Genomic DNA, 24342 nt, shown 5'->3' with positions numbered 1-24342 from the left:
AATTTTTACCCTTTTATCAAAACCAGATTCTGAGTTCAAAATTATTAACCAAGTACTATTCCCCACACCCTTCTTAATGGGATTTTACTGGTACTAGATAAAAGCTAAAATAAATACTCGCAGTAATTAACGGTGTTGGCTCTACTTCAGGATAAATAACAAGCATCATGAACTGGAAATCACAAAAGCAGCGAGCAATTAAAGCATTTGAAGATTTTCTTTCTACCCCTTTAGAAACTCAACTGCAACAGCACCTTAACACTCAAACTTCAGTAGCTTTGAGTTTATTTCATGATGTGGCGGCTAACGTACCCGCCTACAAGGCTTTTTTAGCAGCAAGAGCAATTAATCCTGCGACTATTCAAAGCTTGGAGGAGTTTCAAAAACTGCCAGCGATCGCTAAAGAAAATTATATACTGCGTTATCCTTTAGCTGACTTGTGCCGCAACGGACAATTGGCAGGGTGTGATATGATAGCCGCTTCCTCTGGTTCCAGTGGGAAACCGACATTTTGGCCTCGTTTTTTCACAGATGAACTCCAAATCGCCACACGTTTTGAACAGATTTTTCACGATAGTTTTTATACAGATGCTAGACGTACTCTAGCTGTAATTTGTTTCACTTTAGGCACTTGGGTAGGTGGAATGTTCACCACCAATTGCTGTCGCTATCTTGCTAGTAAAGGTTATCCCCTGACTGTAATTACTCCAGGTAACAACAAAGAAGAAATATTGCGAGTTGTGCAAGAATTAGGTTCTGCTTTCGAGCAAGTGGTACTTTTGGGATACCCGCCATTTTTGAAAGATGTCATTGATACTGGAATTGCTCGTGGTGTGGAGTGGCAGGAATATCAGATTAAATTTGTCATGGCGGGAGAAGTATTCAGCGAAGAATGGCGGAGTTTAGTTGGTAAACGAGTTGGTTCGCAAAATCCCTGCTATGATTTTGCATCGCTTTACGGCACTGCGGATGCAGGAGTTTTGGGCAATGAAACCCCGTTAAGTATTTGCATTCGTCGTTTTTTGGCAGAAAATCCCGATGCAGCTAGGGCTTTGTTTGGTGAATCGCGTTTACCCACATTAGTACAGTACGATCCTTGCAGCCGCTTTTTTGAAGTTCAAGATGGTGCATTGCTGTTTTCTGGAGATAACGGTGTTCCATTGGTGCGTTATGACATCTTGGATACTGGCGGTATCATTAGTTATGATGCCATGCTGCAATTTTTAGCAGAATGGGGATTCGATCCTGTTGCAGAGTTACAGAATGAGAGTCAGAATTCAGCCAGAGGTGTTCACTCATTACCTTTCGTTTATGTCTTCGGGCGTTCTAACTTTACAGTTTCTTACTTTGGCGCAAACATCTATCCAGAAAATGTGACAGTGGGATTGGAACAACCAGGAATTCAAGAATGGGTGACAGGTAAATTTGTGTTGCAGGTGAAGGAAGATGCAGACAAAAATCGATTTTTATCTGTGGTTGTGGAATTAGCGCCAGGGGTTGAGGGTAGTGAAGATCAAAGAGAAGCGATCGCATCTTCTATTCTTTCACAACTGCTACGGCTAAATAGCGAGTTTGCTAATTATGTTCCCGCAGAATATCAAACACCACAAGTTGCATTAGCGGCAATGGGGGATGCTGAATATTTCCCAGTTGGGGTGAAACATCGGTATACGCGTAAATAGATGAATCAAATACAAGAAGACGCGATGAATCGCGTCTCTACAAGGGGGGATGGGGTGGTTGTTCGCAATCGTGTTCCCAATTGATTGGGTTATTGATAATATATTGTCTAATGCGATCGCGGGCGAATTCATTACGAATTATCTTGTCATGAAACCTTTCTTGCCATCCAAAACCTTCATATATTTGATTAATTTCAAATGTACATCGTCCTTTGTACCATCTAATAATTTTAGAAAGGGAATTTTTAGATAACATCGGATTAAATAACCCAGTAACCCCACCCCGTTGAATATCCCCCCGTTCACTTGTAGAGACGCGATTCATCGCGTCTTCTTCCTGTGTTCGTGGATTCATCGCGTCTTCTTCTTGTGTTCGTGGATTGATCACGCCTTCTTCTCGTATTTGATTAATAACCAAAATCCCATGAATATGATTAGGCATGACGCAAAACGAATCTATCTGGCAATTAGAAAAATGATTAGGAATCTCGTACCACAATTTATGAGCAATTTCTCCAATTGGCGATCGCTGCATTTCGCCCTCTACAACCTCACCAAAAAAGCATTTTTTCCCGTCGGTGCAAATAGTAATGAAATATCCGGCATTGCTGGCATAACTCCATGCTGGCAAACGGGTTGATTCAATTCGATATTTACCTTTGTATTTGGGTTTGTTGTTTTCTGGTTGAGGATCGGAATGATTCATGATTACATCTTTGGTTGATACAAAAATTTATGTAATTATTGCTTTGCATTGATGTAATTGCCAACCCAAAAAACTCGGAATTATTCGCGCTATGTAAATGATGGGAAGGAAGAAGACGCGATGAATCGCGTCTCTACAATATGGTGTATTTGTGACACTTTTCTCGATCGCGTGCAATTCGGTTCGCATCGGGTTTTTTTCATAAAAATTAACGCTTTGTAGAGACGGCGATTTATCGCGTCTCTCTTATTCGTTCACAACACAAGTCCATTCATCCACAACACAAGTCCATTCATCCACAACGCAAGTCCATTCGTCCACAACACAAGTCCATTCGTCCACAACACAAGTCCATTCATCCACAACGCAAGTCCATTCGTCCACAACGCAAGTCCATTCGTTCACAACGCAAGTCCGTTCGTCCACAACACAAGTCTATTCGTCCACAACGCAAGTCCGTTCTCAACGATTTGTTATCTATTTTCGTGTAATTACTGATTTAAAAATCAAATCTTATTACAAAAAATACTTTATTTTGTAAGCTTTACTGAACCGCTACATTGCCTTATTGAGACACCCTAGAAAGATAGAGTTTAGTAAAAAGTATTCATTGATGCCACGCAAAAAAAGAAGCTCTACCTTGCTAGAAAAAACCGAACAGAAATTAATCGGATTTAAATCGATTAATTCCAGCCTTGACTTTGGTGATTCCATCAGTGTAAATCATTTAACTGAGTTAACCGGGGAACTCCGCAACGAGATTGACGAGTATAATATGATGCTAACTGCACTTGACACAGCAAAGGGAAAAATAGAAACCCTTGAAAAGAACATTCGGGAAACGTCAGAACGCTTGGTTAATGGTGTGGCGTCGAGGTATGGCAAAAACAGTCGGGAATACGAGATGACAGGCGGAGTACGCAAGAGCGAGCGCATTCGTAAAGCCAGCATTACGCGGATAAAATCCACCGCAGAGTCAAAAGCCGCTTCTACACAAACCGCGTAACAAGCAACAAATAGGCATCATTCACAGTGAATGATGCCTATGTTAATGTCTTTAATGCGTGAATTTTGAATTGTTAACCCCTGTTTTATTCCTCAATCAACTCAAAATCAACTCGCTCATAAATATCTCGTAACGTAATTTGAAAATCAATAGAATCTAAGACTAAAACAGCCTCTTCACCTTCATATTCCTTAAAAATCCATTGACCTTCTGCTTGCTTTGCAAATTGTTCTACAGAAAAACTATACTGGTCAATCATAATATATTCTTGAAACTCAGGAATCGAACGATAATATTTAAACTTATCTGTTTTGTCATAATTTTTAGTTGACTTTGATAAGACTTCAACAATTAACGAGGGATTAGTAATAATTGTTTTACTTGTTCCCTCATACATTGGCTTACCTTTGATAACCATAACATCAGGATAAGTATAAATGCGATAACGAGGTATTGCTAATTTGACATCAGCTATGTATGTGTCATAAGCTTGACCTTGAAATGTGAGGGGAAATTTTCTACAAAAATTAAGTGCAATTTTATTGTGGTTAGTTGTTCCCCCTGGCATGGGTATAATTTCTCCATCTCTGTATTCATTTTTATATTCAGCCTTCTCTTCTAATTCCAGATATTCTTCTGGGGTGTAGTAAAGCTTCTCTGTTTGTAAAACCATATTAATTAACTCACAAAATGTGGCAATTGGTCTATTATCAATAGGGTAACGCACCCTTGTCTATTAAACGAAGTGTTAGAACTCAAAGATTTGGCTATTATTCCAGTAAATCATCTGTTGTAGCTTCACTTGGATAAGAGCGATCGCTTAAAATATCCTGATTTCATTGGTGATGGAGAAATAATTACTAATTCGTAATTCGTAACTATTGGAGAAGCCAACTAACTTTAGTTATAGTTAGTTAGAGAATTCCTTCCTGATTTCAGAACAAATAGCTTCAGCTATGGAGTCATAATTACGAATTACGAACTACGAACTACGAATTACGAATTACGAATTAAAAAGTCACCACACTCCGAATTGATTCACCTTTGTGCATCAAATCAAAAGCATCATTAATTTGCTCAATGGGCATCACATGGGTAATCAAATCATCAATGTTTATCTTACCTTCCATATACCAATCAACAATTTTTGGCACATCTGTACGCCCTTTAGCCCCACCAAATGCCGTACCTTTCCAAACCCTTCCAGTTACTAATTGAAAAGGACGAGTACTGATTTCCTCTCCAGCACCAGCAACACCGATAATTACACTCACACCCCAACCTTTGTGGCAGCATTCTAATGCTTGACGCATTACTTTCACATTACCAATACATTCAAAACTGTAATCAGCACCGCCTTTTGTTAAATCAACCAAATAGGCAACTAAATCACCCTCTACTTCTTGGGGATTAACAAAGTGCGTCATACCAAACTTTTCTGCTAAGCCGCGTTTGCTGGGATTAATATCCACCCCAACAATCATATTTGCTCCCACCATTCGCGCCCCTTGGATGACATTTAAGCCAATACCACCCAAGCCAAAAACTACAACATTTGCCCCTGGTTCCACCTTGGCTGTATTAATGACTGCACCAATACCAGTAGTCACGCCACAGCCAATGTAACAAACTTTCTCAAATGGGGCATCTTCCCGAATTTTTGCCAAGGAAATTTCCGGCAGCACCGTATAGTTGGCGAAAGTAGATGTACCCATGTAATGATGAATCATCTGCCCATCAATACTAAAGCGACTAGTGCCATCGGGCATAACACCACGTCCTTGGGTTTGGCGAATAGCTTGACAGAGATTAGTTTTGAAGCTCAAACAATATTCGCACTGACGACATTCAGCAATGTATAAAGGAATCACATGATCCCCTGGTTTGAGACTGGTGACACCAGCGCCTACTTCAACCACCACACCAGCACCTTCATGTCCCAAAATTGCCGGAAATAAACCTTCGGGATCAATACCAGAAAGGGTATAGGCGTCGGTATGACAAACCCCAGTGGCTTTAATCTCGACTAACACTTCCCCAGCTTGTGGCCCAGATAGTTCAACCGTTTCAATAGTCAACGGCTTACCTGCGCTATAAGCGACTGCTGCTTTAACTTGCAACGTCAACCCTCCTGTATAGTTTGTCAATTGGCTTATTTGAGTTTATATCGGAGAGTGGTTTAAGGGTATTGGGCATGGGGCATTGGGCATGGGGCATTGGGCATGGGAAGAGGACAAGGAGAGAAGTCTGAGCAGAGGAAACCTCTGCTCAGAACTTCGGAGGAAAGAAACTTATTGTAATTTGTCTCCTTGTCTCCCCATCCTCCTCATACCCGCACTCCCTACTCCCCACTCCCCTCGAATATTACTTTGTAAAAATATCATTCTCTAGCTAGATTGGTTAAAGGCGGAAAAAGTTGTTTTGGCAACGATGTAAACTTGATGTCAGCAGCAAACCCCAAGTAATTTGTCCACCTTCAATTAATAAATTTTATTACAGCTTATGAACCCTGCCCTAACACAAATTGGCGCTCAAATGTCCAACCTGACTGGCGTCAGAGCAATCATGAAGGATATTATCGAAACGTTACGAGCCGGTTCAGGGCAGCAGTTTATTAATTTGAGTGCTGGTAACCCGTTGATTTTACCGGAGGTAGAACAGTTGTGGCGGGATTGCACTGCACAGCTTTTGGCTAGTCCAGAATATGGTGAGGTAGTTTGTCGCTACGGGTCAAGCCAAGGGTATGCACCATTAATTGAAGCGATCGCCAACGACTTTAACAAACGCTACGGGTTAAAATTGGGCGATCGCAATATTTTTATCACCCCTGGTAGTCAAACCCTCTATTTCTACGCTGCAAATATATTCGGTGGCTACACCAGCACCGGCCAGTTAAAACAAATCGTTTTACCTCTGAGTCCTGACTACACCGGTTACGGCGGTATCTGCTTGGAACCAAAAGCCTTAGTTGCCTACAAACCAACTCTCGATATCGATGCAGCCGCCCACAGATTTAAATATCGCCCAGACTTCAGCCAAGTCACAATTACTGAAAACACTGGTTGTGTCATCTTCTCTCGCCCCTGTAACCCCACCGGTAACGTTCTCACTGATGACGAAGTGAAAAAGATTGCTGCCCTAGCCTCGCCTTACAATATGCCAGTGCTAATTGATTCGGCTTATGCACCTCCCTTCCCGTCATTAAACTTTACCGAAATGACCCCAGTGTTTGGCGATAATATTCTCCACTGTATGAGTTTATCCAAAGCCGGATTACCAGGAGAAAGGATTGGTATTGCGATCGGGGATGAAAAGTGGATTGAAGTGCTAGAGTGTTTTCAGGCAAACGCGAGTCTACATTCTTCCCGTTATGGTCAAGCGATCGCAGCCTTAGCAATTAACTCTGGTGCTTTAGTAGAAATTTCTCAAACTGTGATTCGTCCCTTCTACCAAAATAAGTTTGCCGTTTTAGAAACCAGCTTAGAACAAGCAATGCCCAAGAATTTACCTTGGTTCCTCCATCGCGGTGAAGGAGCAATTTTTGCTTGGTTGTGGTTAGAAAATTTACCCATCACAGACTGGGAATTTTACCAAGAACTCAAACAAGTAGGTGTCATCATTGTACCTGGAAGTACCTTCTTCCCCGGTTTACACGAAGAATGGGCACACAAACACCAATGCTTCCGTATCAGCCTCACTGGCAGCGATGAAGAAATTGTCACTGGTATGCAACGTTTAGCCAAAGTAGCCGAAGAAGCCTATCAACGTACAGCTGTGAGTGTGTGATGAGCGAGTGGGGCAGAGGGGAAGTTGCAGTAAGTCTTCCCCCTCTGCTCTGAAACGTCTGCTCCCCATCCTCTTCCCAATGCCCAATGACTAATGACTAATGACTAATGACTAATGACTAATGACAAATCCGATGATTGGCTAGAAATTGGTAAGATTGTTGCACCTCAGGGATTGTCTGGGGAGTTACGAGTTTATCCTGACTCGGACTTCCCTGAAAGATTTGAAGTGCCGGGAAAGCGTTGGTTGTTGCGTCCCGGTGAGACAGAACCCCAACCAATCGAATTATTGGCAGGACGTTACATCAGTAATAAAAACTTGTATGTCATCAAATTAGCTGGAGTGGAAAATTGCAATCAGGCAGAGGCACTGCGGGGTTGTAAGTTAATGGTGCCAGCTAGCGATCGCCCCCAATTAGGCGAAAATGAATATCATGTCCTCGATTTGATTGGCTTGGAAGTCTTCATGCAAGCATCTGGCGAACTCGTTGGTACGGTGGTAGATATCATCCCCGCCGGCAATGATTTATTAGAAGTAAAATTGCATGAACCATTGGCAACTGACAAAAAGCAAAAGACTGTTTTGATTCCCTTTGTAGAAGCGATCGCCCCAGTGGTAAACTTACAAACACGTCGCATTGAAATTACGCCGCCACCTGGATTATTGGAAATTAATAATTAGTTAAAATTTTCGAGGCTGGAAAATGGCCCAAACTTTACAAAAAAGGGGGTTTATTGGAAAACCAAAACAACCTACGATATTAATTGGTTCTTTGGATGAAGGTGAGTATCAAATTAGCAAGTTTACGGGTACACAGCGCATTGATTCCCCAAGATTTACAGAGTTAAATTTAACTGCTCAGCAAGTTTTTCAAGCAGGTAATATTTCAGCATAAATATATATTGACTAAATAATTATTAATTAATAACTTATGCTAGCGATCGTAGACATCGCTTCATATCCAGTGCCCAAAGCCAAGGAATTTTTTCACAAACGCTGGAAAAATTTATCATGGGTTAGATGGCTATCATCTGGAAAATAAGTATAATTACATACTGAACGAAACCGTCAAAATCCTTTTGTAATGGAGTGTCGAAATGACATTAGCAACGACTCCACAAACAAAGCCTTTAACAGATGAAGAATTAGGTAAAATCAATGCCTACTGGCGTGCAGCGAACTATCTTTCAATTGGGCAAATATATCTCCTCGACAATCCGCTACTAAGAGAACCGCTAAAAATAGAACACGTCAAACCCAGGCTTTTGGGTCACTGGGGAACAACACCAGGGCTGAACTTCATTTATGTTCACCTCAATCGGGTAATCAAAAAATATGACCTCAACACGATATACATTGCTGGGCCTGGTCATGGCGGCCCCGGACTGGTAGCCAACACCTACTTAGAAGGTACTTACAGCGAGTATTACCACAACATCTCCCAAGATGCTGAGGGAATGAAGAAACTCTTCAAACAATTCTCTTTCCCTGGTGGTATTCCCAGCCACGTTGCACCGGAAACTCCTGGTTCCATCCACGAAGGCGGGGAACTAGGTTATGCCCTCGTCCATGCTTTCGGTGCTGCGTTTGATAACCCAGACTTGATTGTTGCTGCTGTTGTGGGTGACGGCGAAGCCGAAACTGGTGCCTTAGCGACTAGTTGGCACTCCAACAAGTTTCTCAACCCAGCGCGTGATGGTGCAGTACTGCCAATTTTGCATCTGAATGGATATAAAATTGCTAATCCAACAGTATTATCACGGATTAGCCATGAAGAATTAGAGAGTTTATTTGTAGGCTATGGCTACAAACCATACTTTGTAGAAGGTCACGATCCCGCAGATGTTCACCAACAGATGGCGGCAACTCTAGATACAGTCATCGCCCAAATTCAAAGTATCCAAAGAGAAGCCCGCGTACATGGTTTCACTGAACGTCCCCAGTGGCCGATGATTATCATGCGAACTCCCAAAGGTTGGACGGGACCGAAGGAAGTGGATGGCAAAAAAACCGAAGGTTATTGGCGATCGCATCAGGTTCCTTTTGGCAATATCAGCAAACAGCCAGAACATCTGAAACTCCTAGAAGATTGGATGAAGAGTTATAAACCAGAAGAACTCTTCGACAGCAATGGTAAACTGATTGAGGAACTAGCAGAACTAGCTCCCAAAGGGCATCGACGCATGGGTGACAATCCCCATGCCAACGGCGGTATCCTGCTGCATGACCTAAAGATGCCGGATTTTAGAGACTATGCCATAGATGTTCCCGAACCAGGTGAAGCGATCGCTGAATCTACTAAAGTTGCTGGTAGATTCCTGCGGGATATCATGCAACTTAACGAAGAAAAACGCAATTTCCGCATCTTTGGCCCTGACGAAACGGTATCCAACCGTCTGGATGCTGTGTTTGAAGTCACAGACCGAACTTGGACAGCCCAGACCCTCCCGGAAGATGACCATCTTTCCCCGGACGGTCGAGTGATGGAAATTCTCAGCGAAACTTGTTGTCAAGGATGGTTAGAAGGCTATCTCCTCACAGGTCGCCACGGCTTTTTCTCCTGTTATGAAGCCTTCATTCACATCATTGACTCCATGTTCAACCAACACGCCAAATGGTTGAAAACTACCATAGACATTCCCTGGCGTAGACCAATTGCTTCCCTCAATTACCTACTTTCTTCTCACGTTTGGCGACAAGACCACAACGGTTTCTCTCACCAAGACCCAGGTTTTATTGACCATGTGGTTAACAAGAAAGCAGAGATTGTTCGCGTGTATTTGCCCCCCGATGCCAACACTCTGCTATCCGTAACTGACCATTGCTTGAGAAGCCGCAACTATGTCAACGTCATCGTTGCTGGAAAGCAGCCAGCATTGCAATATCTCAACATTGATGCTGCCGTCAAGCACTGCACCAAAGGCATCGGCATTTGGGAATGGGCAAGCAACGACCAAGGCGGCGAACCAGATGTAGTACTGGCTTGTGCTGGGGATATTCCCACCTTAGAAACCTTGGCGGCTGTAGATATCTTGCGCCAGAACTTCCCTGACTTAAAAGTGCGGGTAATCAACGTAGTCGATTTAATGACACTACAGCCAAAAAGCGAACATCCCCACGGTTTGAGTGAAAGAGACTTTGATACGCTTTTCACCACAGATAAACCGATCATCTTTGCGTTTCATGGCTATCCCTGGCTAATTCATCGCTTAACCTACCGCCACACCAATCACCAGAATTTGCATGTGCGCGGTTACAAGGAAGAAGGAACCACCACCACCCCATTTGATATGGTTGTTCTCAACGATTTAGATCGCTTCCATCTCGTAATTGATGTCATCAATCGCGTCTCCAAACTCGGATCTAAGGCAGCTTATGTCAAACAGCAGATGCAAGATAAACTGATCGAACACAAGCACTACATTGAGAAATACGGTGACGATATGCCCGAAATTCGGGACTGGAAGTGGCCGTATTAACAGGTAACAATAGGAAAGAGGCAGAGGGGAAACTCTTCTCCCTGCTTCTCCCTTTTTTAGGACTTACGCAGAAAAGATCCTTCTATCCTAGTGGATAATATATTTTTTAGAAGTACCTTGTTTAAATATTCAAAAATAATCTAAGCATATTTTCAGAAGCTGAAAGTAATCGTTATTTTTTATCCTTACCAGCAATTAAAAACCCCGCAGTCAGAAAGGGCACTACGGGGGTAACAGGAGGTTCTTGTAAAAGTAAATATTGATATCAATCCAGAGTAATAATTATTATTGGCTTTAAAATATTGTTTTTTAACTGATACATAGCAGATATATGGTTCAAACTCAAAGCTTTAAATCAACTCAAGAAGGCTCTATTTTGCATATAACAGGTAATAGCGGAGCATTAGTAGAAGATGTATCTTAAATACTTAAAAGTTTTAGATCATGCATATAATAGCGCTTATGTTTTTGATAGCATTATTAAACAAGCTGAAGATTTAAATGATAAGTATAATGGGAATTTTCCACTTCCTTATAGTGAAAGTTACATTCAAAATATAAAGAGTTCTAATATACCTGCGCGAATTGTTTCTACAGCCCGACCCTTCCAAGCGCCTTCTTCAGAAAAGGAAGTTAGAGGTAAGAATTTGGGAAAATTCTTTGAGGCACTTAAAAACCAATAACCAAATAATACAGAAATACAAGAAATAGAAAAAACAGATAGATTAAATGAATCAGACGATTTAAAAGAAGTTTAAATGATTAATTTTTACTTTCACATAGGAAACTTATTTGTATCTTGCTGTATGTTGAAAAGGAAATTGTTGTAGTCTGTGGATCACAGGGTTTACAGTCTGCCAATGAAAATAAATCGGCACGGATGCGTCAAGGCTCTAACGCAGTTGGAGATACAGCTAATCTTCAGTCATGGGTTAGACAATGAACGCGATCAAAATTGTTGGAAGTACTGATCGCTGCTTCTAACACTTGGGTAAGACAAATCGTGGAAATCCGCCAAGATTTTGAGTCAATTCTTCGCTACATTACCAAAGCGACGGAAAATAAAGCGATTTAATACTCGTTCATTCACTTCAGAACCTCAAAATCCCCACTGCTCTAGCCTCACTCATAAATTTGAGGTTGACCGACTACTAGTGAAATCCTAAAGTATTTGCATAATTTTATAACTTTGGAGTGAAAAGTACTTTCAGATATTTAATGCATCAAACACTACTCATTTTCATGGTTAGCGCTAGGATAGCTATGTATTTTTTGGAAGTATAAATATGGCTCAAACTTTTTATGTAAATCCAGTAGCAGGCAGCGATACTAATGCGGGTAGTCAACAAGCCCCATTTAAAACTATTACGCAAGCCCTGAAGGTAGCTACAGTTGACACTAAGATTCAACTGGCAAATGGTAATTACAATGCTGCTAGCGGTGAAGTCTTTCCACTAGCGATCCCATCTGGAGTAGCAGTGGTGGGTAATGAAGCCAACAAAGGCAACGGCATTTTGATTGAAGGAAGTGGTAGTTACCTCAGCCGTACTTTTGCTGGTCAAAATGTCACTTTTGTGCTAGCTGATAAAGCCGAACTTCGAGGAGTGACTGTAACAAATCTGGCTACCCGCGGTAGTGGTGTCTGGATTGAATCAACTGCCCCCACTGTTGCTAATAGCACTTTCACTCAATGTAAGCGGGAAGGAGTATTTGCTACAGGCGATGCTAACCCAGTTATTCTAGGTAATGTGTTCAGTGAGAATGCAGCCAATGGAGTTGCGATCGCTAAAAATTCCCAAGGTCAAATTCAAGGTAATACTTTCTTCAAAACAGGTTTTGGCATTGCCATTAGTGATAGTGCATCACCCATACTTCGAGATAACAAAATTTCTGAAAACCGTTCTGGAATCGTCGTCTCTGGTACTGCGCGTCCTGTATTGCGGAATAATTTGAGTGAAAATAACACTGATGATGGTCTAACTATAATTGCAAGTGCCCTACCGGATATCGGCAGTACCAATAATCCAGGAGGCAACACTCTACGCAATAACGGTAAATTTGATTTGCAAAATGCCAGTTCCAACAAGTTGGTTTCTGTGGGAAATACTATAGATCCGACTAAAGTCACAGGAAAGGTAGAGTTTGCAGATACCTCGGTTCCAACACCAACACCCACGCCGACTCCAACACCCACGCCAACTCCAACTCCCACGCCAACTCCAACTCCAACACCCACGCCAACTCCAACACCCACTCCCACGCCAACTCCAACTCCAACACCCACGCCAACTCCAACACCCACTCCCACTCCAACACCCACGCCAACTCCAACACCCAGTCCCACGCCAACTCCAACACCCACTCCCACGCCTACAATCGAATTAACTGATATTACTAATCATTGGGCAGGTGCATTTATTCGGGAATTAGTCAAATTTGGGATAATTAATGGTTTTCCCGATCGCACATTTAAACCTGATGCTACAATGACACGGGCGCAATACGCAGCATTGCTAGTAAAAGCTTTCAACCCGCCCCCAAGCCGTCCAGTTACAAAATTTAAAGATGTACCAGCAGACTTTTGGGCATCTAAGGTAATTCAACAAGCATATCAAGGTTTATTTCTCTCTGGTTTTACCGATAATACTTTTGGTCCCAACAAAAATATCCAGCGTGTGCAAGTAATTGTCTCCCTGGTGAATGGATTGGGGTTATCTGGTGATGGTACAGCAACCAGCAAAACTTTTGATGACCAAGCAAAGATTCCTGATTATGCTAAAGATGAAGTCATCAAAGCTATTCAAAAAGAGATTATCGTTAATCACCCTAATCTCAAACAACTCAATCCTACCCGCGATGCCACGCGTGCTGAAGTAGCTGCGATGGTATATCAAGCTTTGGTAGATGCTGGTCGTGTGGCAGCGATCGATTCACCTTATATTCAGGGCGGCCGCATCATGTCAACAAGCAAAGTCTATTCTCAATAGAACTAAAATTAATGTCATTAACTCTTGCTTATTGCGAAAATTTTAGGCGATCGCTTTGGGGCTTAAAAAATAATCAAGCGCGAAATCCTGATTTTTTCGTTGGTTTTTAACCTTCGTTGTGATCAAGAGTAATTTAGATGCGTTTGCCCTGACCTTATATTGTGAGTGCGTAAACTAGACATCTCCAGAAATGATCTAAGGGCGAACGGCTGTTCGCCCCTACCAAAGGTTTTTGCACCTACTCAAACTAAGGCAAATTATTCGGGTCGATACCCTGAGATTGCAAATAAGCAATCAGTCGTTCTTTTTGCTGGCGTTCTTGTTCGGCACCTTGGCGTTCCTGTTCGGCGCGTTGGTGTTCCTGTTCAATCTGTTCTACAGCCCACGGTAACAAATTCCCGTCTCGATCCCACCAGCGCAACCAATAACCTGTTCGCGCTTCTTTTGTGCCTTGCCAAGTTCCCAAAAATAAGCCCATGACATCAACCCAATGACGGCCATTTTCGTCGGGTTGCTTTAACTCATAGCGTTGATTTTCGAGTTGATAATATTCTAATAAACCGCCATCTGGGTCAAAAATTACGTAGATGGGAATCTGTAAAATTTGCTCGTAGAAAAACCATTTTCCTGGTGGATAACTTCGCTTGACCGAATATTCTCCACCCTCAGTATCGGATAAAAATTCGATGGCGATTGCTGGAATATCTCCTTCTAAATTCGGTGTATAACTTTTACGATTTCCTAGAACTTCATTCACCGATGGCACATAAACCCAGTCTGGTGCTTTGGCAATAAATTGTCCGTTGACAGTGGCACAAAGACCAAAGTTTGAAGCTATCAACATTTGAGGTTGAATGAATCCACTGATTTCTAGGCTTTCACGCAAAGCACCAGCCAAAATTGGCTGACTGGTATTCTCCACTGGTTCATCCTCTAGTTGAAAGTCTTTGGGCAAGGCTTCCCAAGAGATTACCAGTTCAGTTGCAGATTTGGCTTGGCTGAGTTGGGTTGCCATAAACACAGCATGAATTTATTTTTGATTTTATCGCTTCCAGAACGTAAAGCAGAACTTTTCATCGTTCACATGCCCCGTATGTGAACGAGATAATCAGCATTCGAGAGACAGCAACAGGATTACTCTTACCTGCAAAAACCGTAGCTTGATTCAAGCAAAATAGTATAGTCATAGCGACTCACCCACTGATTTTGCAGTTAGAAATTGTTCGTATGGAGGAGTTAATTAAGTCTTAAGGACGTAGCGATCGCAGCATTTGGAGATATATCTTACTACTTAAGATGAATTTCAGTTAAACAAATTTGTATTTAAGATTACAAGTACTGAAACACTAGATTTGCAGGTAATTAATTTTCCCTGGTACCAAGGAGTAATAATGATTTTAAGTCAAAATCAACGCGTTGTAGGCGTATTTACTCATCGTCGAGATGTAGAACAGGCACTACATGAATTGAAAGATTCTGGTTTGGCGATGGAGAAAGTATCTGTGGTTGTACAGAACGCAGACCGCAATCATGAGATTGCTAATAATGAAACTGCTGATAAAGCTGACGAAGGTGCAACAGTAGGAGGACTTTCAGGGGGCGCTGTTGGTGGTTTGACTGGTTTATTGGTAGGTCTTGGGACTTTAGCAATCCCTGGAGTCGGGCCAATAATGCTGGCTGGGGCAGCGGCAACTGCTTTGGTTACAACCCTTGTGGGAGCAAGTATTGGTGCTGCTACTGGGACTTTTGCTGGTGCATTAGTTGGTTGGGGAATATCAGAAGAGCAAGCTAGAGCATATAACGAGCGAGTAGAGGATGGACACTATTTAATAATTGTCGATTGTACATCTTTAGAAATTGCTCAAGTAGAAGCAATTTTACAGCGTTGGGGTATTGAAGAGTTCGGCATTTACGAGGATTTCAACAGTGAACATGGAAGTAGAAATTATTTGACCACAACAACTTCTGTTACTGCCATTCCTAATAAAAGTGGAATTTTGACCAAGTATGCAATTAATTACTTTGATCGTATAGATAATGCTGAAGCGACAATTAACGATATGCTTGTTGCAGGTTTTCCAGTAAGCCAGATTTCTTTAATTTCCAAAGACTTTCCTCAATTGATTGGATCGACAGGTGTTATTTTAAGCGATCGCTTTGACGCTGTGAGGCTAGGAATACCAGATGAGTGGGCACGCTTTTACAACGAGCAAATTGAGCAAGGTAATTACATACTTATCGTTAGTGGCACAGACAATGAGCTTGACCCTGCTGGCTTGATTCTGGGTAAGTATGGTGTTCAAGAGTGTCAAATTTATGACCCAATGTTAATTCGTTCTTAAAAGTGAGCGCTGCCATTGACATGGCAAACTTATTTGAGTTTCAGAATATAGTTTATAAAGACAAGTTACAGCAATTTTCAGGTAATTAAACCATAGGGTAGGGGCGCACAGCTGTGCGCCCCTACAAATGTACAAACAATTTGGGATAATTTATTTTTTGGAAGTGCTTTACAGCAAAACTTTAGCCAAAATCGGTTCTACCTTCTTAGAAATCTCTGGGACATACACTTGTGAAACGTAGTCAGCAATCATTCTGTCAGTGTTGAATAACGGCGAATTTGTCTTAATCGACGTTTTCATCATCTGTACCCAACGGTGGGGAATACCTTGAGCATCTTGGTCATAGTATAAAGGAACGATTTCTTCTTCCAAAAGCTGATACAGCGATTCGGAGTCAATACGATCTTGCAATACTTGGTCGCTAGTATTAGCATCTTCACCAATTGCCCAACCGTTAATTCCTTTGCCATCCTTTCCGGCTTGGTAACCTTCGCACCACCAGCCATCGAGAACGCTGCAATTAAGACCGCCGTTAAAGCAGACTTTTTGCCCACTCGTACCAGAAGCTTCCAGGGGACGACGCGGATTATTCAACCAAACATCCACACCTTGCACCAGTTTTTGTCCAGTGTAAATGTCGTAATCTTCAATAAAGGCGACTCGGTTAATAATACCGGAATTATGACACCATTCCATTAACCGCTGGATAATTCGCTTGCCTTCTTCATCTGCTGGGTGGGCTTTTCCTGCAAAGATAATTTGTACTGGGCGTGAGTTGTTCCCAAAAATCTTTAATGCCCGTTGGGCGTCGCGCAGAATTAGATCCCCACGTTTGTAGGGGCTGAAACGTCTGGCAAATCCAATGGTTAATACATTGGGGTCAAGCAGCTTTTCGGTTGCTTGAATGAGTTCATAATTTTCGCCACGCAACTCCCGTGATTTCTTCACCTTATAACGAGTGAAAGCAATCAATCGTTCTTTGAGAATGAGATGTCGTGACCACAGTTCCTCATCGGGAATTTCGTCAACTTTAGCCCACATCTCGGGATCGACGGCACGAGTTTTCCAGTCTTCTCCGAGATACTGATTATATAAGTCAGCCAACAGGGGTGCAGTCCAAGTGGGTGCATGAACGCCATTGGTAATGTAACCAATTGGTACCGTGTCTTCCGATCGCTGCGGAAAGAGAACTGTCCACATCTTACGGGAAACTTGACCGTGCAATTCACTGACGCCATTACAAGCCCGACACATCCGCAATGCTAAAACGGTCATACCAAAGGGTTCCCAAGGATCGCCCAGTCGCCTTGCCCCCAATGCCAAAAATTGCTCGCGGGACAGTCGCAATTGCGGCCAGTAGTTGGCAAAGAAGGAGTCAATTAAATCCGGCGAGAAGACATCGTGACCAGCGGGAACGGGGGTATGGGTAGTAAATACACAACTGTTGCGTACCTTGGCTTCGATATCGTAGAAAGATTTGCCAGTCCGCTCAATTTCTAAGCGGGCAATTTCCAATGTGCAAAATGCAGCGTGTCCTTCGTTGAGGTGATAGACAGAAGGTTCAATTCCCAAGGCATTCAAAGCCCGGACGCCACCAATACCCAAAACAACTTCTTGGGCGATGCGGGTTTCTAAGTTACCGCCATATAGGTGTCCCGTTAGCCAACGGTCAATGGGATCGTTATCGTGGCGATCGCTATCCAATAAATATAAAGTCACTCGCCCGACTTGCACTCGCCAAATTTGCACTTTTACAAACCGCTGGCGAACTTGTATTTGGATAGTCACCGCTTCCCCTTGGTCATTTTTAATTAACTCTAGGGGCATGTGCCCAAAAGGGTTGTCAATATAATAATCTTCTTGCCAACCCTGGCGGTTCAAGCGTTGCCGAAAATAACCTTGGCGATACAGCAAGCCGACACCAACCAGAGGCACACCCAAATCTGATGATGATTTTAGGTGATCCCCGGCGAGAATACCCAAGCCACCAGAGTAGACGGGTAGGGATTCATGAATACCAAATTCGGCGCAAAAGTAAGCAATGGGGCGCTCTTGGGATACTTGCGGTGCAACTCGACTCACCCAAGTATCTTGCTGATTGATGTATTGGTCAAACTCACGCGCTAAGGCGTATATCTGCTTGAGATAAGATGGATCTTCTGCTAATTGGGTGAGACGCTCATAGGTTGCTGACTCTAAAATCGCCACTGGGTTATGGCCACAACGTTCCCATTCTTGGGGATCGATGGTTTGGAATAAAGAAACGCGATCGCCACTCCAACTCCACCAATAGTTATAAGCCAAATCTGCTAAACGCTTGAGCGGTAAAGGTAACTTTTCACTCAATCGTCGTGCTGCGGTTATTGCACTGCTATTAACCATACTAATCTACACCCTCTCGCTAAACTTTTTCTCTAGGGGCTGGGGAATCGGGAGTGGAAAGTAGGGAGCAAGGGACTAGAGCTGAAATAGCAGTAAGTCTTTCCCCCCTGCCCCTCTGCCCCTTTGCCCCTCTGCCTTCCATACCCCATGCCCAATTTACAGTCACTTTTATTCCCTCTTCAGGTTTATGACGCCGGAGTCTTCAGTTGTTGAATTCTCCCCTGAAGTTGGAGCTTATAGACATCAAACCTTATCCAAATGAATGGTTTTTATTGTTTTTGTCTTCTAAAGATTATCTCTGCTTTTAGACGGATTATTACATTTTTTTATATCAAATTCATTGACATTCTTTGAATTTATTTGTTTTGTTGTTAATATTTATTTCTTATTTTTATAAAAATAAAATTATTTATATCTGTTGTAGGTAATTTAGTTTTGACTAAATAATTGCTTGATGATAGAAGTTTATTGAAAACTACTGTAACAATTCGTAATTTTTGATTCGTAATTCGTAATTATCAATTTATAGCTATTTAGATAAGAAGGCAATAGGTCAATACGGTTCAGTTAAAGGCTACTGGTAAAAAATTTTGGGTTTTCGAGACGCGATAAATCGCAGTCTCTACAAGTGTTTTGGTCTTATCTGAACTGTATTGGGCAATAGGGGAACCCCTATAATTAAAATTAGGAGATAAATTTAAAAAGAACGCATTAAAAAATTGCAGTAAGCGACCTCGTTTCAAATATTTAATTTTTTCCCTAATTAAAATTATCGGTAAGATTATTTCCGCTATTACCTATTACCTTTTGGCTGCCTGAAAAACAATAAAGTGATGGTTTCATCGATAACTGATGTGGTTACCGTTAGTGACTTAATCCTAAAGCGATCGTGTGGTGACGGATATGATCTTCAATAAAACTAGAAATAAAATAATAACTGTGGTCGTAGCCTTCTTGATAACGTAACTGTAGCGGCTGGTTAACATCCGCACAAGCTTGCTCGAACACTTCTGGCATTAATTGTTCAACTAAAAATTTATCGGCAGTGCCTTGATCAATGAGAATCGAACTGTGATATCCAACTTTTTTGACTAATTCACTAGCATCATAAGCACGCCAACTTTCTTTATCGCTGCCAAGATAATTACTGAAAATTTTTTGACCCCAAGGACAACGCATAGGTGCAGTAATAGGTGCAAAAGCTGATACTGATTTGTAGAGCTGTGGATTTCTCATTGCACATACTAACGCCCCATGTCCCCCCATGGAATGACCGAAAATACCTTGTTTATCTGATTGGACTGGGAAGTTTGCGGTAATTAAAGCAGGTAACTCGTGGACGACATAACTATACATTTGGTAGTATTGACGCCACGGCTCTGCTGTAGCATCAATATAAAATCCCGCACCAGTGCCAAAGTCCCAGTCATCATCCTCAGCTGGAATACCTGTATTACGCGGACTAGTGTCTGGCGCAACCAATATTAAACCGTACTGAGCTGCAAAGCGCTGCACCCCACCCGCCTTAACCATAAAATTCTCTTCAGTGCAAGTCAAACCAGAGAGAAAATAGAGAATTGGCACGGGTTGTTGAGTTGCTTGTGGTGGTTGATAGATGGCAAAGCGCATTTCACCGTTACAGGTTGATGACGAATGGCTGTAAAAGCCGAGTTTGCCACCAAAGCTTTTATATTCTGAAATCAGGTTGAGGTTAGCCATTGGTTATATTCTCTTTCCTGAACGGTTGCCAGAGAAAGATTATACCAGTTGACTGTTAACAGTCAACTGTTCGCGTGAAACCTCATCGACCTTTTAGGGACGGGATGAGCTTAATTCAAATCAACCTATGCTTTAGTAGAGAATGGGTGTTTGATAATGTTTTCGTTCAACGTGTGCGTTCAAGCGCACCTATATCCACTATCGCAATACCGTTGCCATCACCATCTTGTGGGCGACTTACACCACGCTGGTCGATGTTTGGTGCTTTCGCGCCATTGAAACTACTCAGTCCAGCATCGATCGCCAAGCTACCATATTTGAGTGAGAAATTACTTGCAGCTATATCTGCAAATTGTGGGTCTTTTCCAATAATGTTACTCAAGCCTGAACTGGTGTATTTAGAGGAATTGTAGACAAGGTTATTGTCATAGATTACGGTATTCTGAGATTGATATAAAGTGTTGACTATTCCATCTTTCTTCGCATACATGATATTATTGAATACCTTAACCCGCTCAGCCGTAACGGTTGCAATTTCACCTAAATGTTGAGTGTTAGGGTTTTGTGCGTTTTGATAAGTAGTATTGTTGATTACATCAACATTGGCACTTCTAAATACGTGAATACCAGAAGCGCCATTTTTGTAAACGATATTATTTGCAACTAAGGTTTTTCCCCAATAAGCTTGATGATTTGAATTCGCGTTTTTATTTAGAGCATCATCAATCATAATCCCATTACCTTCAGTAATTTTTCCTGCATAATAATAGGGAACAAGGTTTTGATTACTGTAAGAGAGATTACCTCTAACAACCATTTTATAGTCAGTGGTATTGTTGTCATAATTCCAGTTAAACAACATGCTAATGGCACTCGTTCCAAAAGGACTATACAAGCAATTTTTAAAAAGGATATTGTTTTCAATGGTGATGTAGTCAGCTTTAAATGTGCCAATTCCTGTACCACCAAACTTAGAAATTTTGTTGTTGCGAATTACTACGTGGTGGGAATGGTTTTTGATTACTCCTGCTGAGAAGGATGGATTAAGTGCAATCCCTATGCCACTTGTCAGTGGGTTGTTCAAATTATTTTTTTGCTGTAGTGCATACTCCAAAGTGATATTGTCGTTATTTCCTATTAGCTCAAGACCTTCGATAATCACGTAAGACGAGCCAACAACATTAATGGCGAAAGAATTTTGTGATTTGATGATAGGTTTGTGTCCAGGATAGGCTTTGAAAGTAATTGGAGCAGTGGATGTGCCATGTTTTTCCCAAATCACAAGGATTTCTTTAGGGGAATCTGTACGCGTATAAGTACCGTTCATCACGTAAACAGTATCCCCTGGTGCTGAGACCGTATTTGCTGCTCGTTGCAAGGTCCGAAACGCGGTAGTTGTTGTCAAGCCATTATTGCTATCGTTTCCAGTGCTAGAAACGTAGTACGTCTTGCTGGTAGTAGCTTGTGCTAATTTGCCAACGCCAATTCTAGAATTATGAATGCCTTTAACCGAGTTAAAGCTACCTGTAGTAGTACTTATTAAGTCTCCATTATTACCAGTCTTTTCTTCATAGTTAGATGCAGGCTGAACATTTGTTGTTGAAGCTACTTTTTGTACATTACCGAAACCAATCAATACACAGGTTAGTACAACAGAGTAGCTTGAAACAAGACTTTTCGCTAACATAGGAACACACTTTTCTTAACACCGCCATTCAAAGTTACTTTGAAGAGCTAAGTGTGCCAACTGTGATTACACTAAACAACTGTGTATGCAAAGCTAGCAACAACTGATAAGTTAATGTATTCTTTAGGACTACTTAAGTAGAGTACTTGTATTTAAGTTGAGACCAGACCTATAGAAACTTCCAAGCTACAGCTCATACAACATCTTTTTTGGGCATAGGTATGTACGAAGACCACAACAACTTGAATTTCTGCTTTAGTACTAGCAGAATAAAGATGATGTTTCCGATGAAATAACGTTGCCATAAACGTTTAGGTTCCATAATCAATCGGAACAACCACTCTAAACCAGCTTTTTGCATGAATTTTGGCGCTCTTTTTACCATCCCAGCAACTAATTCAAAGCTGACCCCAATACCAATGGATACTGGAACGCCTAGTTTTTGGTAATTGTTGTATATCCAATATTCCTGCTTTGGGGCACCTAACCCAACAAATAGAATATCTGGTGCTGCTTCTTGAATCGCTAAGTTAATTCGTTTTAATTCCTCTGGGTCTGACTCAAACCCGTAGTAAGGACAATAAGTACCAACAATATCGAGGTTGGGATGTCTTGCTTCTAGAACCTGTTTTGCCTTCTTTGCAGCTCCAGTTCGACCACCTAGCAGAAACACTTTCAGTCCTTTGTCAGCACTGATTTTGCACAGATGCTCGAACAAGTCTGTTCCATTTACTCGGCCAGACAGTGGTGTGTTAAAAAGCTTAGCTGCCCACAAAAGAGAAACACCATCCGGTACCACTATAAAAGCTTGGTGATATATCAGACGAAAACGAGCATCGTGTTGCAGTGCTACAATATGCTGTGCATTGGGTGTCACCACATATTTAGGAGTACTTCTTGAGATTGCCTGATGTGCGATCGCTTCAACTACGCGATCGAATGGGTACTTGTCTATCTGGATATCGCAAATATTTACTCTTGTTGAATAGTTCATAAATTTGTGGTGTTGGAGTTAAGAGGCCATCAAAAAGTGCTGATTGCTTTTTGCAGTGACAATGAGCAATTTCAAAAAGAAGAATTCAGCAATGCGTGAAGTGGGGGATTTAGATCCGCATCTAGAAGCACCACCAAATTTTCAGCAAAACAGAATTCAGGGGTCAGAAACCATAATTAAGAATTTAATTCTGCCCGACTGGCAAATGAATAACTATCCCGCTCCTAAAAGGGGATAGGATTTGACGTTAACTGTTGACTGATAACTGTTAACTTTCAACACTTAACGATTAACGATCTAAAAAGGCGTCTTTCATCTTATCCCTAGAAGAGATGGGATGAAAGACACCTTTTTATAACAATGATAATTTTCTGTTTTTATAATGTATTTACAGTTTAAGTAATCATAAATCGTTGATTGCATAAGCTATGTCATGAATGAATTTATCTTGCCGAATATGATACCAATCTTTTGCTTCCTCAAAAACTTTTTGTGTCAATGGCAAGGAGACTGCCGAAATTATAAAATTAGCAAACTCTTCTGGCTTTTCAGCTATTTTGACTGTTGAGGGTAGACAAGAAATTCCTCGTAATGCTACTGGAGTTGCTACGATACAAGATCCCGAAGCAATAGCATCTAAAGTTTTTATCTGTATACCTCCCCCACTAAGAGTAGGAATAGCAATTACCCTTGCTTGAGCCATAAATTCTTGAGCATCAGGTACAACACCACAATAGTAAATATTAGGATACTTATTAGTTAGCCAATCGGCACCTTTGCCAGCTATATGAATTAAGAAATCCGTGGGTAAATAAGGATAAATATCTTCAATAAACCATTGGAGTGCTTCTCTATTCGCTTTCCATATCCAACTACCTAGAAGACCAATATCAAAGCATTTACTTACTGCTTTATCTTGTAAAGTTGTAAAACCAGGCGTTATTCCAAATGTTCTAACTTTACCTAAACCTCCAACATTAGAAAAGTACTTCTGATCGTGCTCAGTCAGTGTCCAGACCTGTTGAGACGCGTTTAATAAATGTTCTTCTTGCACTTTAATTAAATTAGCTTCACGTCTATAAATAAACTTTGATATAAAGTTGTTTGCTTTCTGAAAAATATCTTCATATATCTGATACTCTACGTTGTGAGCAATAGTAATTAATTTATTTTCTACTGAGATTAAACGCTCTATCCATCCTAACTGAGCATGATCGATGACGATCGCGTCATAATTGTCCTTGATTAAAAGCTTTTTTACTAGTGCAATGTAATTACGAGAATAATATTTTGCTGAAGAATATGGTAAACCTTTCAAAAAAGCTATTATTAGCCAAAAAATCAAGAAAAGCTTTGTTTTACTCGTTTCCGTATAACGTTCATCAACTATTAGTGTTTCTTGAGGATTATGTTCAAATTTATCACCTTTGCGTAAATATCCAATGACTGTAACTTGATGTCCAAGATTCCTCAGAGCATTAATAAAACATTGTGAAGCTACTTCGCCACCATTGCAATTTTTACTTAAGATAATGGTTGTTAAGAAGAGAATTTTCATAAAAAATGTTTTTG

Annotated in this window: 19 protein-coding genes and 1 pseudogene; 10 read left to right on the top strand and 10 right to left on the bottom strand. The window is 41.3% G+C overall.

Going from position 1 to position 24342, the window contains the following annotated elements:
* Positions 1-167: 167 nt before the first annotated feature.
* A complete protein-coding gene (locus tag ACM0OY_RS11190) occupies positions 168-1682 on the top strand; it encodes a phenylacetate--CoA ligase family protein (RefSeq protein WP_414568927.1) in 1515 nt (504 codons plus the stop codon).
* A 37-nt stretch (positions 1683-1719) separates the two neighbouring features.
* Here ACM0OY_RS11190 and ACM0OY_RS11185 read toward each other — a convergent pair whose 3' ends face one another.
* A complete protein-coding gene (locus ACM0OY_RS11185; RefSeq protein ID WP_414568926.1) occupies positions 1720-2388 on the bottom strand; it encodes a transposase in 669 nt (222 codons plus the stop codon).
* A 246-nt stretch (positions 2389-2634) separates the two neighbouring features.
* The gene (locus ACM0OY_RS11180) at positions 2635-2793 is read right to left on the bottom strand and encodes a hypothetical protein (protein WP_414568925.1); all 159 of its coding nucleotides are present in this window, start codon (positions 2791-2793) and stop codon (positions 2635-2637) included.
* Between the two features lie 208 nt (positions 2794-3001).
* Between ACM0OY_RS11180 and ACM0OY_RS11175 the strand changes: the two genes are divergently transcribed.
* Positions 3002-3394 carry a hypothetical protein gene (locus tag ACM0OY_RS11175; RefSeq protein ID WP_414568924.1) on the top strand — a complete coding sequence of 131 codons (393 nt, stop codon included), beginning with the start codon at positions 3002-3004 and terminating at the stop codon, positions 3392-3394.
* Positions 3395-3479: 85 nt separating this feature from the next.
* On the opposite strand, the gene ACM0OY_RS11170 is transcribed toward ACM0OY_RS11175, so the two are convergent.
* Positions 3480-4067 (bottom strand): Uma2 family endonuclease, encoded by a 588-nt coding sequence (locus ACM0OY_RS11170; RefSeq protein WP_414568923.1) that lies wholly within the window; start codon positions 4065-4067, stop codon positions 3480-3482.
* A 337-nt stretch (positions 4068-4404) separates the two neighbouring features.
* Positions 4405-5514, bottom strand: a complete 1110-nt coding sequence (locus ACM0OY_RS11165; protein ID WP_414568981.1) for an S-(hydroxymethyl)glutathione dehydrogenase/class III alcohol dehydrogenase — start codon at positions 5512-5514, stop codon at positions 4405-4407.
* A gap of 382 nt (positions 5515-5896) precedes the next feature.
* On the opposite strand from ACM0OY_RS11165, the gene ACM0OY_RS11160 reads away from it, so the two are divergent.
* The 6 genes and pseudogenes from ACM0OY_RS11160 (at position 5897) to ACM0OY_RS11135 (ending at position 13646) form a co-directional block, all read left to right on the top strand.
* Complete coding sequence (locus ACM0OY_RS11160) at positions 5897-7180, top strand: valine--pyruvate transaminase (protein ID WP_414568922.1); 1284 nt, start codon at positions 5897-5899, stop codon at positions 7178-7180.
* Positions 7181-7294: 114 nt separating this feature from the next.
* Positions 7295-7861, top strand: a complete 567-nt coding sequence (gene rimM / locus ACM0OY_RS11155) for a ribosome maturation factor RimM (RefSeq protein WP_414568921.1) — start codon at positions 7295-7297, stop codon at positions 7859-7861.
* Between the two features lie 43 nt (positions 7862-7904).
* Positions 7905-8075 (top strand): annotated as a pseudogene (locus ACM0OY_RS11150) (Uma2 family endonuclease); the annotation flags it as partial.
* A 202-nt stretch (positions 8076-8277) separates the two neighbouring features.
* On the top strand, positions 8278-10659 hold the full coding sequence (locus ACM0OY_RS11145; RefSeq protein ID WP_414568920.1) for a phosphoketolase: 2382 nt from the start codon (positions 8278-8280) through the stop codon (positions 10657-10659).
* Positions 10660-11072: 413 nt separating this feature from the next.
* Positions 11073-11342, top strand: a complete 270-nt coding sequence (locus ACM0OY_RS11140) for a hypothetical protein (protein WP_414568919.1) — start codon at positions 11073-11075, stop codon at positions 11340-11342.
* Between the two features lie 603 nt (positions 11343-11945).
* Positions 11946-13646 carry a DUF1565 domain-containing protein gene (locus ACM0OY_RS11135; protein WP_414568918.1) on the top strand — a complete coding sequence of 567 codons (1701 nt, stop codon included), beginning with the start codon at positions 11946-11948 and terminating at the stop codon, positions 13644-13646.
* A gap of 247 nt (positions 13647-13893) precedes the next feature.
* Here ACM0OY_RS11135 and ACM0OY_RS11130 read toward each other — a convergent pair whose 3' ends face one another.
* On the bottom strand, positions 13894-14661 hold the full coding sequence (locus tag ACM0OY_RS11130) for a Uma2 family endonuclease (protein WP_414568917.1): 768 nt from the start codon (positions 14659-14661) through the stop codon (positions 13894-13896).
* Between the two features lie 376 nt (positions 14662-15037).
* Between ACM0OY_RS11130 and ACM0OY_RS11125 the strand changes: the two genes are divergently transcribed.
* Positions 15038-15988: a general stress protein gene (locus tag ACM0OY_RS11125; protein WP_414568916.1), complete on the top strand. Its 951-nt coding sequence runs from the start codon at positions 15038-15040 to the stop codon at positions 15986-15988.
* A 168-nt stretch (positions 15989-16156) separates the two neighbouring features.
* Here the strand turns inward: ACM0OY_RS11125 and glgP are convergent, their stop codons facing one another.
* The 4 genes from glgP to ACM0OY_RS11105 form a co-directional block, all read right to left on the bottom strand.
* Positions 16157-18370: an alpha-glucan family phosphorylase gene (glgP, locus tag ACM0OY_RS11120; RefSeq protein ID WP_414568915.1), complete on the bottom strand. Its 2214-nt coding sequence runs from the start codon at positions 18368-18370 to the stop codon at positions 16157-16159.
* An 864-nt stretch (positions 18371-19234) separates the two neighbouring features.
* Positions 19235-20089 carry an S-formylglutathione hydrolase gene (gene fghA / locus ACM0OY_RS11115; RefSeq protein ID WP_414568914.1) on the bottom strand — a complete coding sequence of 285 codons (855 nt, stop codon included), beginning with the start codon at positions 20087-20089 and terminating at the stop codon, positions 19235-19237.
* Positions 20090-20255: 166 nt separating this feature from the next.
* Positions 20256-21776: a choice-of-anchor Q domain-containing protein gene (locus ACM0OY_RS11110; RefSeq protein ID WP_414568913.1), complete on the bottom strand. Its 1521-nt coding sequence runs from the start codon at positions 21774-21776 to the stop codon at positions 20256-20258.
* A gap of 193 nt (positions 21777-21969) precedes the next feature.
* Positions 21970-22770 carry a WecB/TagA/CpsF family glycosyltransferase gene (locus ACM0OY_RS11105; RefSeq protein ID WP_414568912.1) on the bottom strand — a complete coding sequence of 267 codons (801 nt, stop codon included), beginning with the start codon at positions 22768-22770 and terminating at the stop codon, positions 21970-21972.
* 61 nt (positions 22771-22831) lie between these two features.
* Here ACM0OY_RS11105 and ACM0OY_RS11100 point away from each other — a divergent pair, with 61 nt between their 5' ends.
* A complete protein-coding gene (locus tag ACM0OY_RS11100; protein ID WP_414568911.1) occupies positions 22832-23008 on the top strand; it encodes a hypothetical protein in 177 nt (58 codons plus the stop codon).
* 165 nt (positions 23009-23173) lie between these two features.
* Here ACM0OY_RS11100 and ACM0OY_RS11095 read toward each other — a convergent pair whose 3' ends face one another.
* Positions 23174-24328 (bottom strand): glycosyltransferase, encoded by a 1155-nt coding sequence (locus ACM0OY_RS11095; RefSeq protein WP_414568910.1) that lies wholly within the window; start codon positions 24326-24328, stop codon positions 23174-23176.
* Positions 24329-24342 lie beyond the last annotated feature (14 nt).

It is taken from the genome of Nostoc sp. CCY 9925 (genome assembly GCF_963920935.1).
Taxonomy (GTDB): domain Bacteria; phylum Cyanobacteriota; class Cyanobacteriia; order Cyanobacteriales; family Nostocaceae; genus Nostoc.
This window is presented reverse-complemented; position numbering and strand designations above follow the sequence as displayed.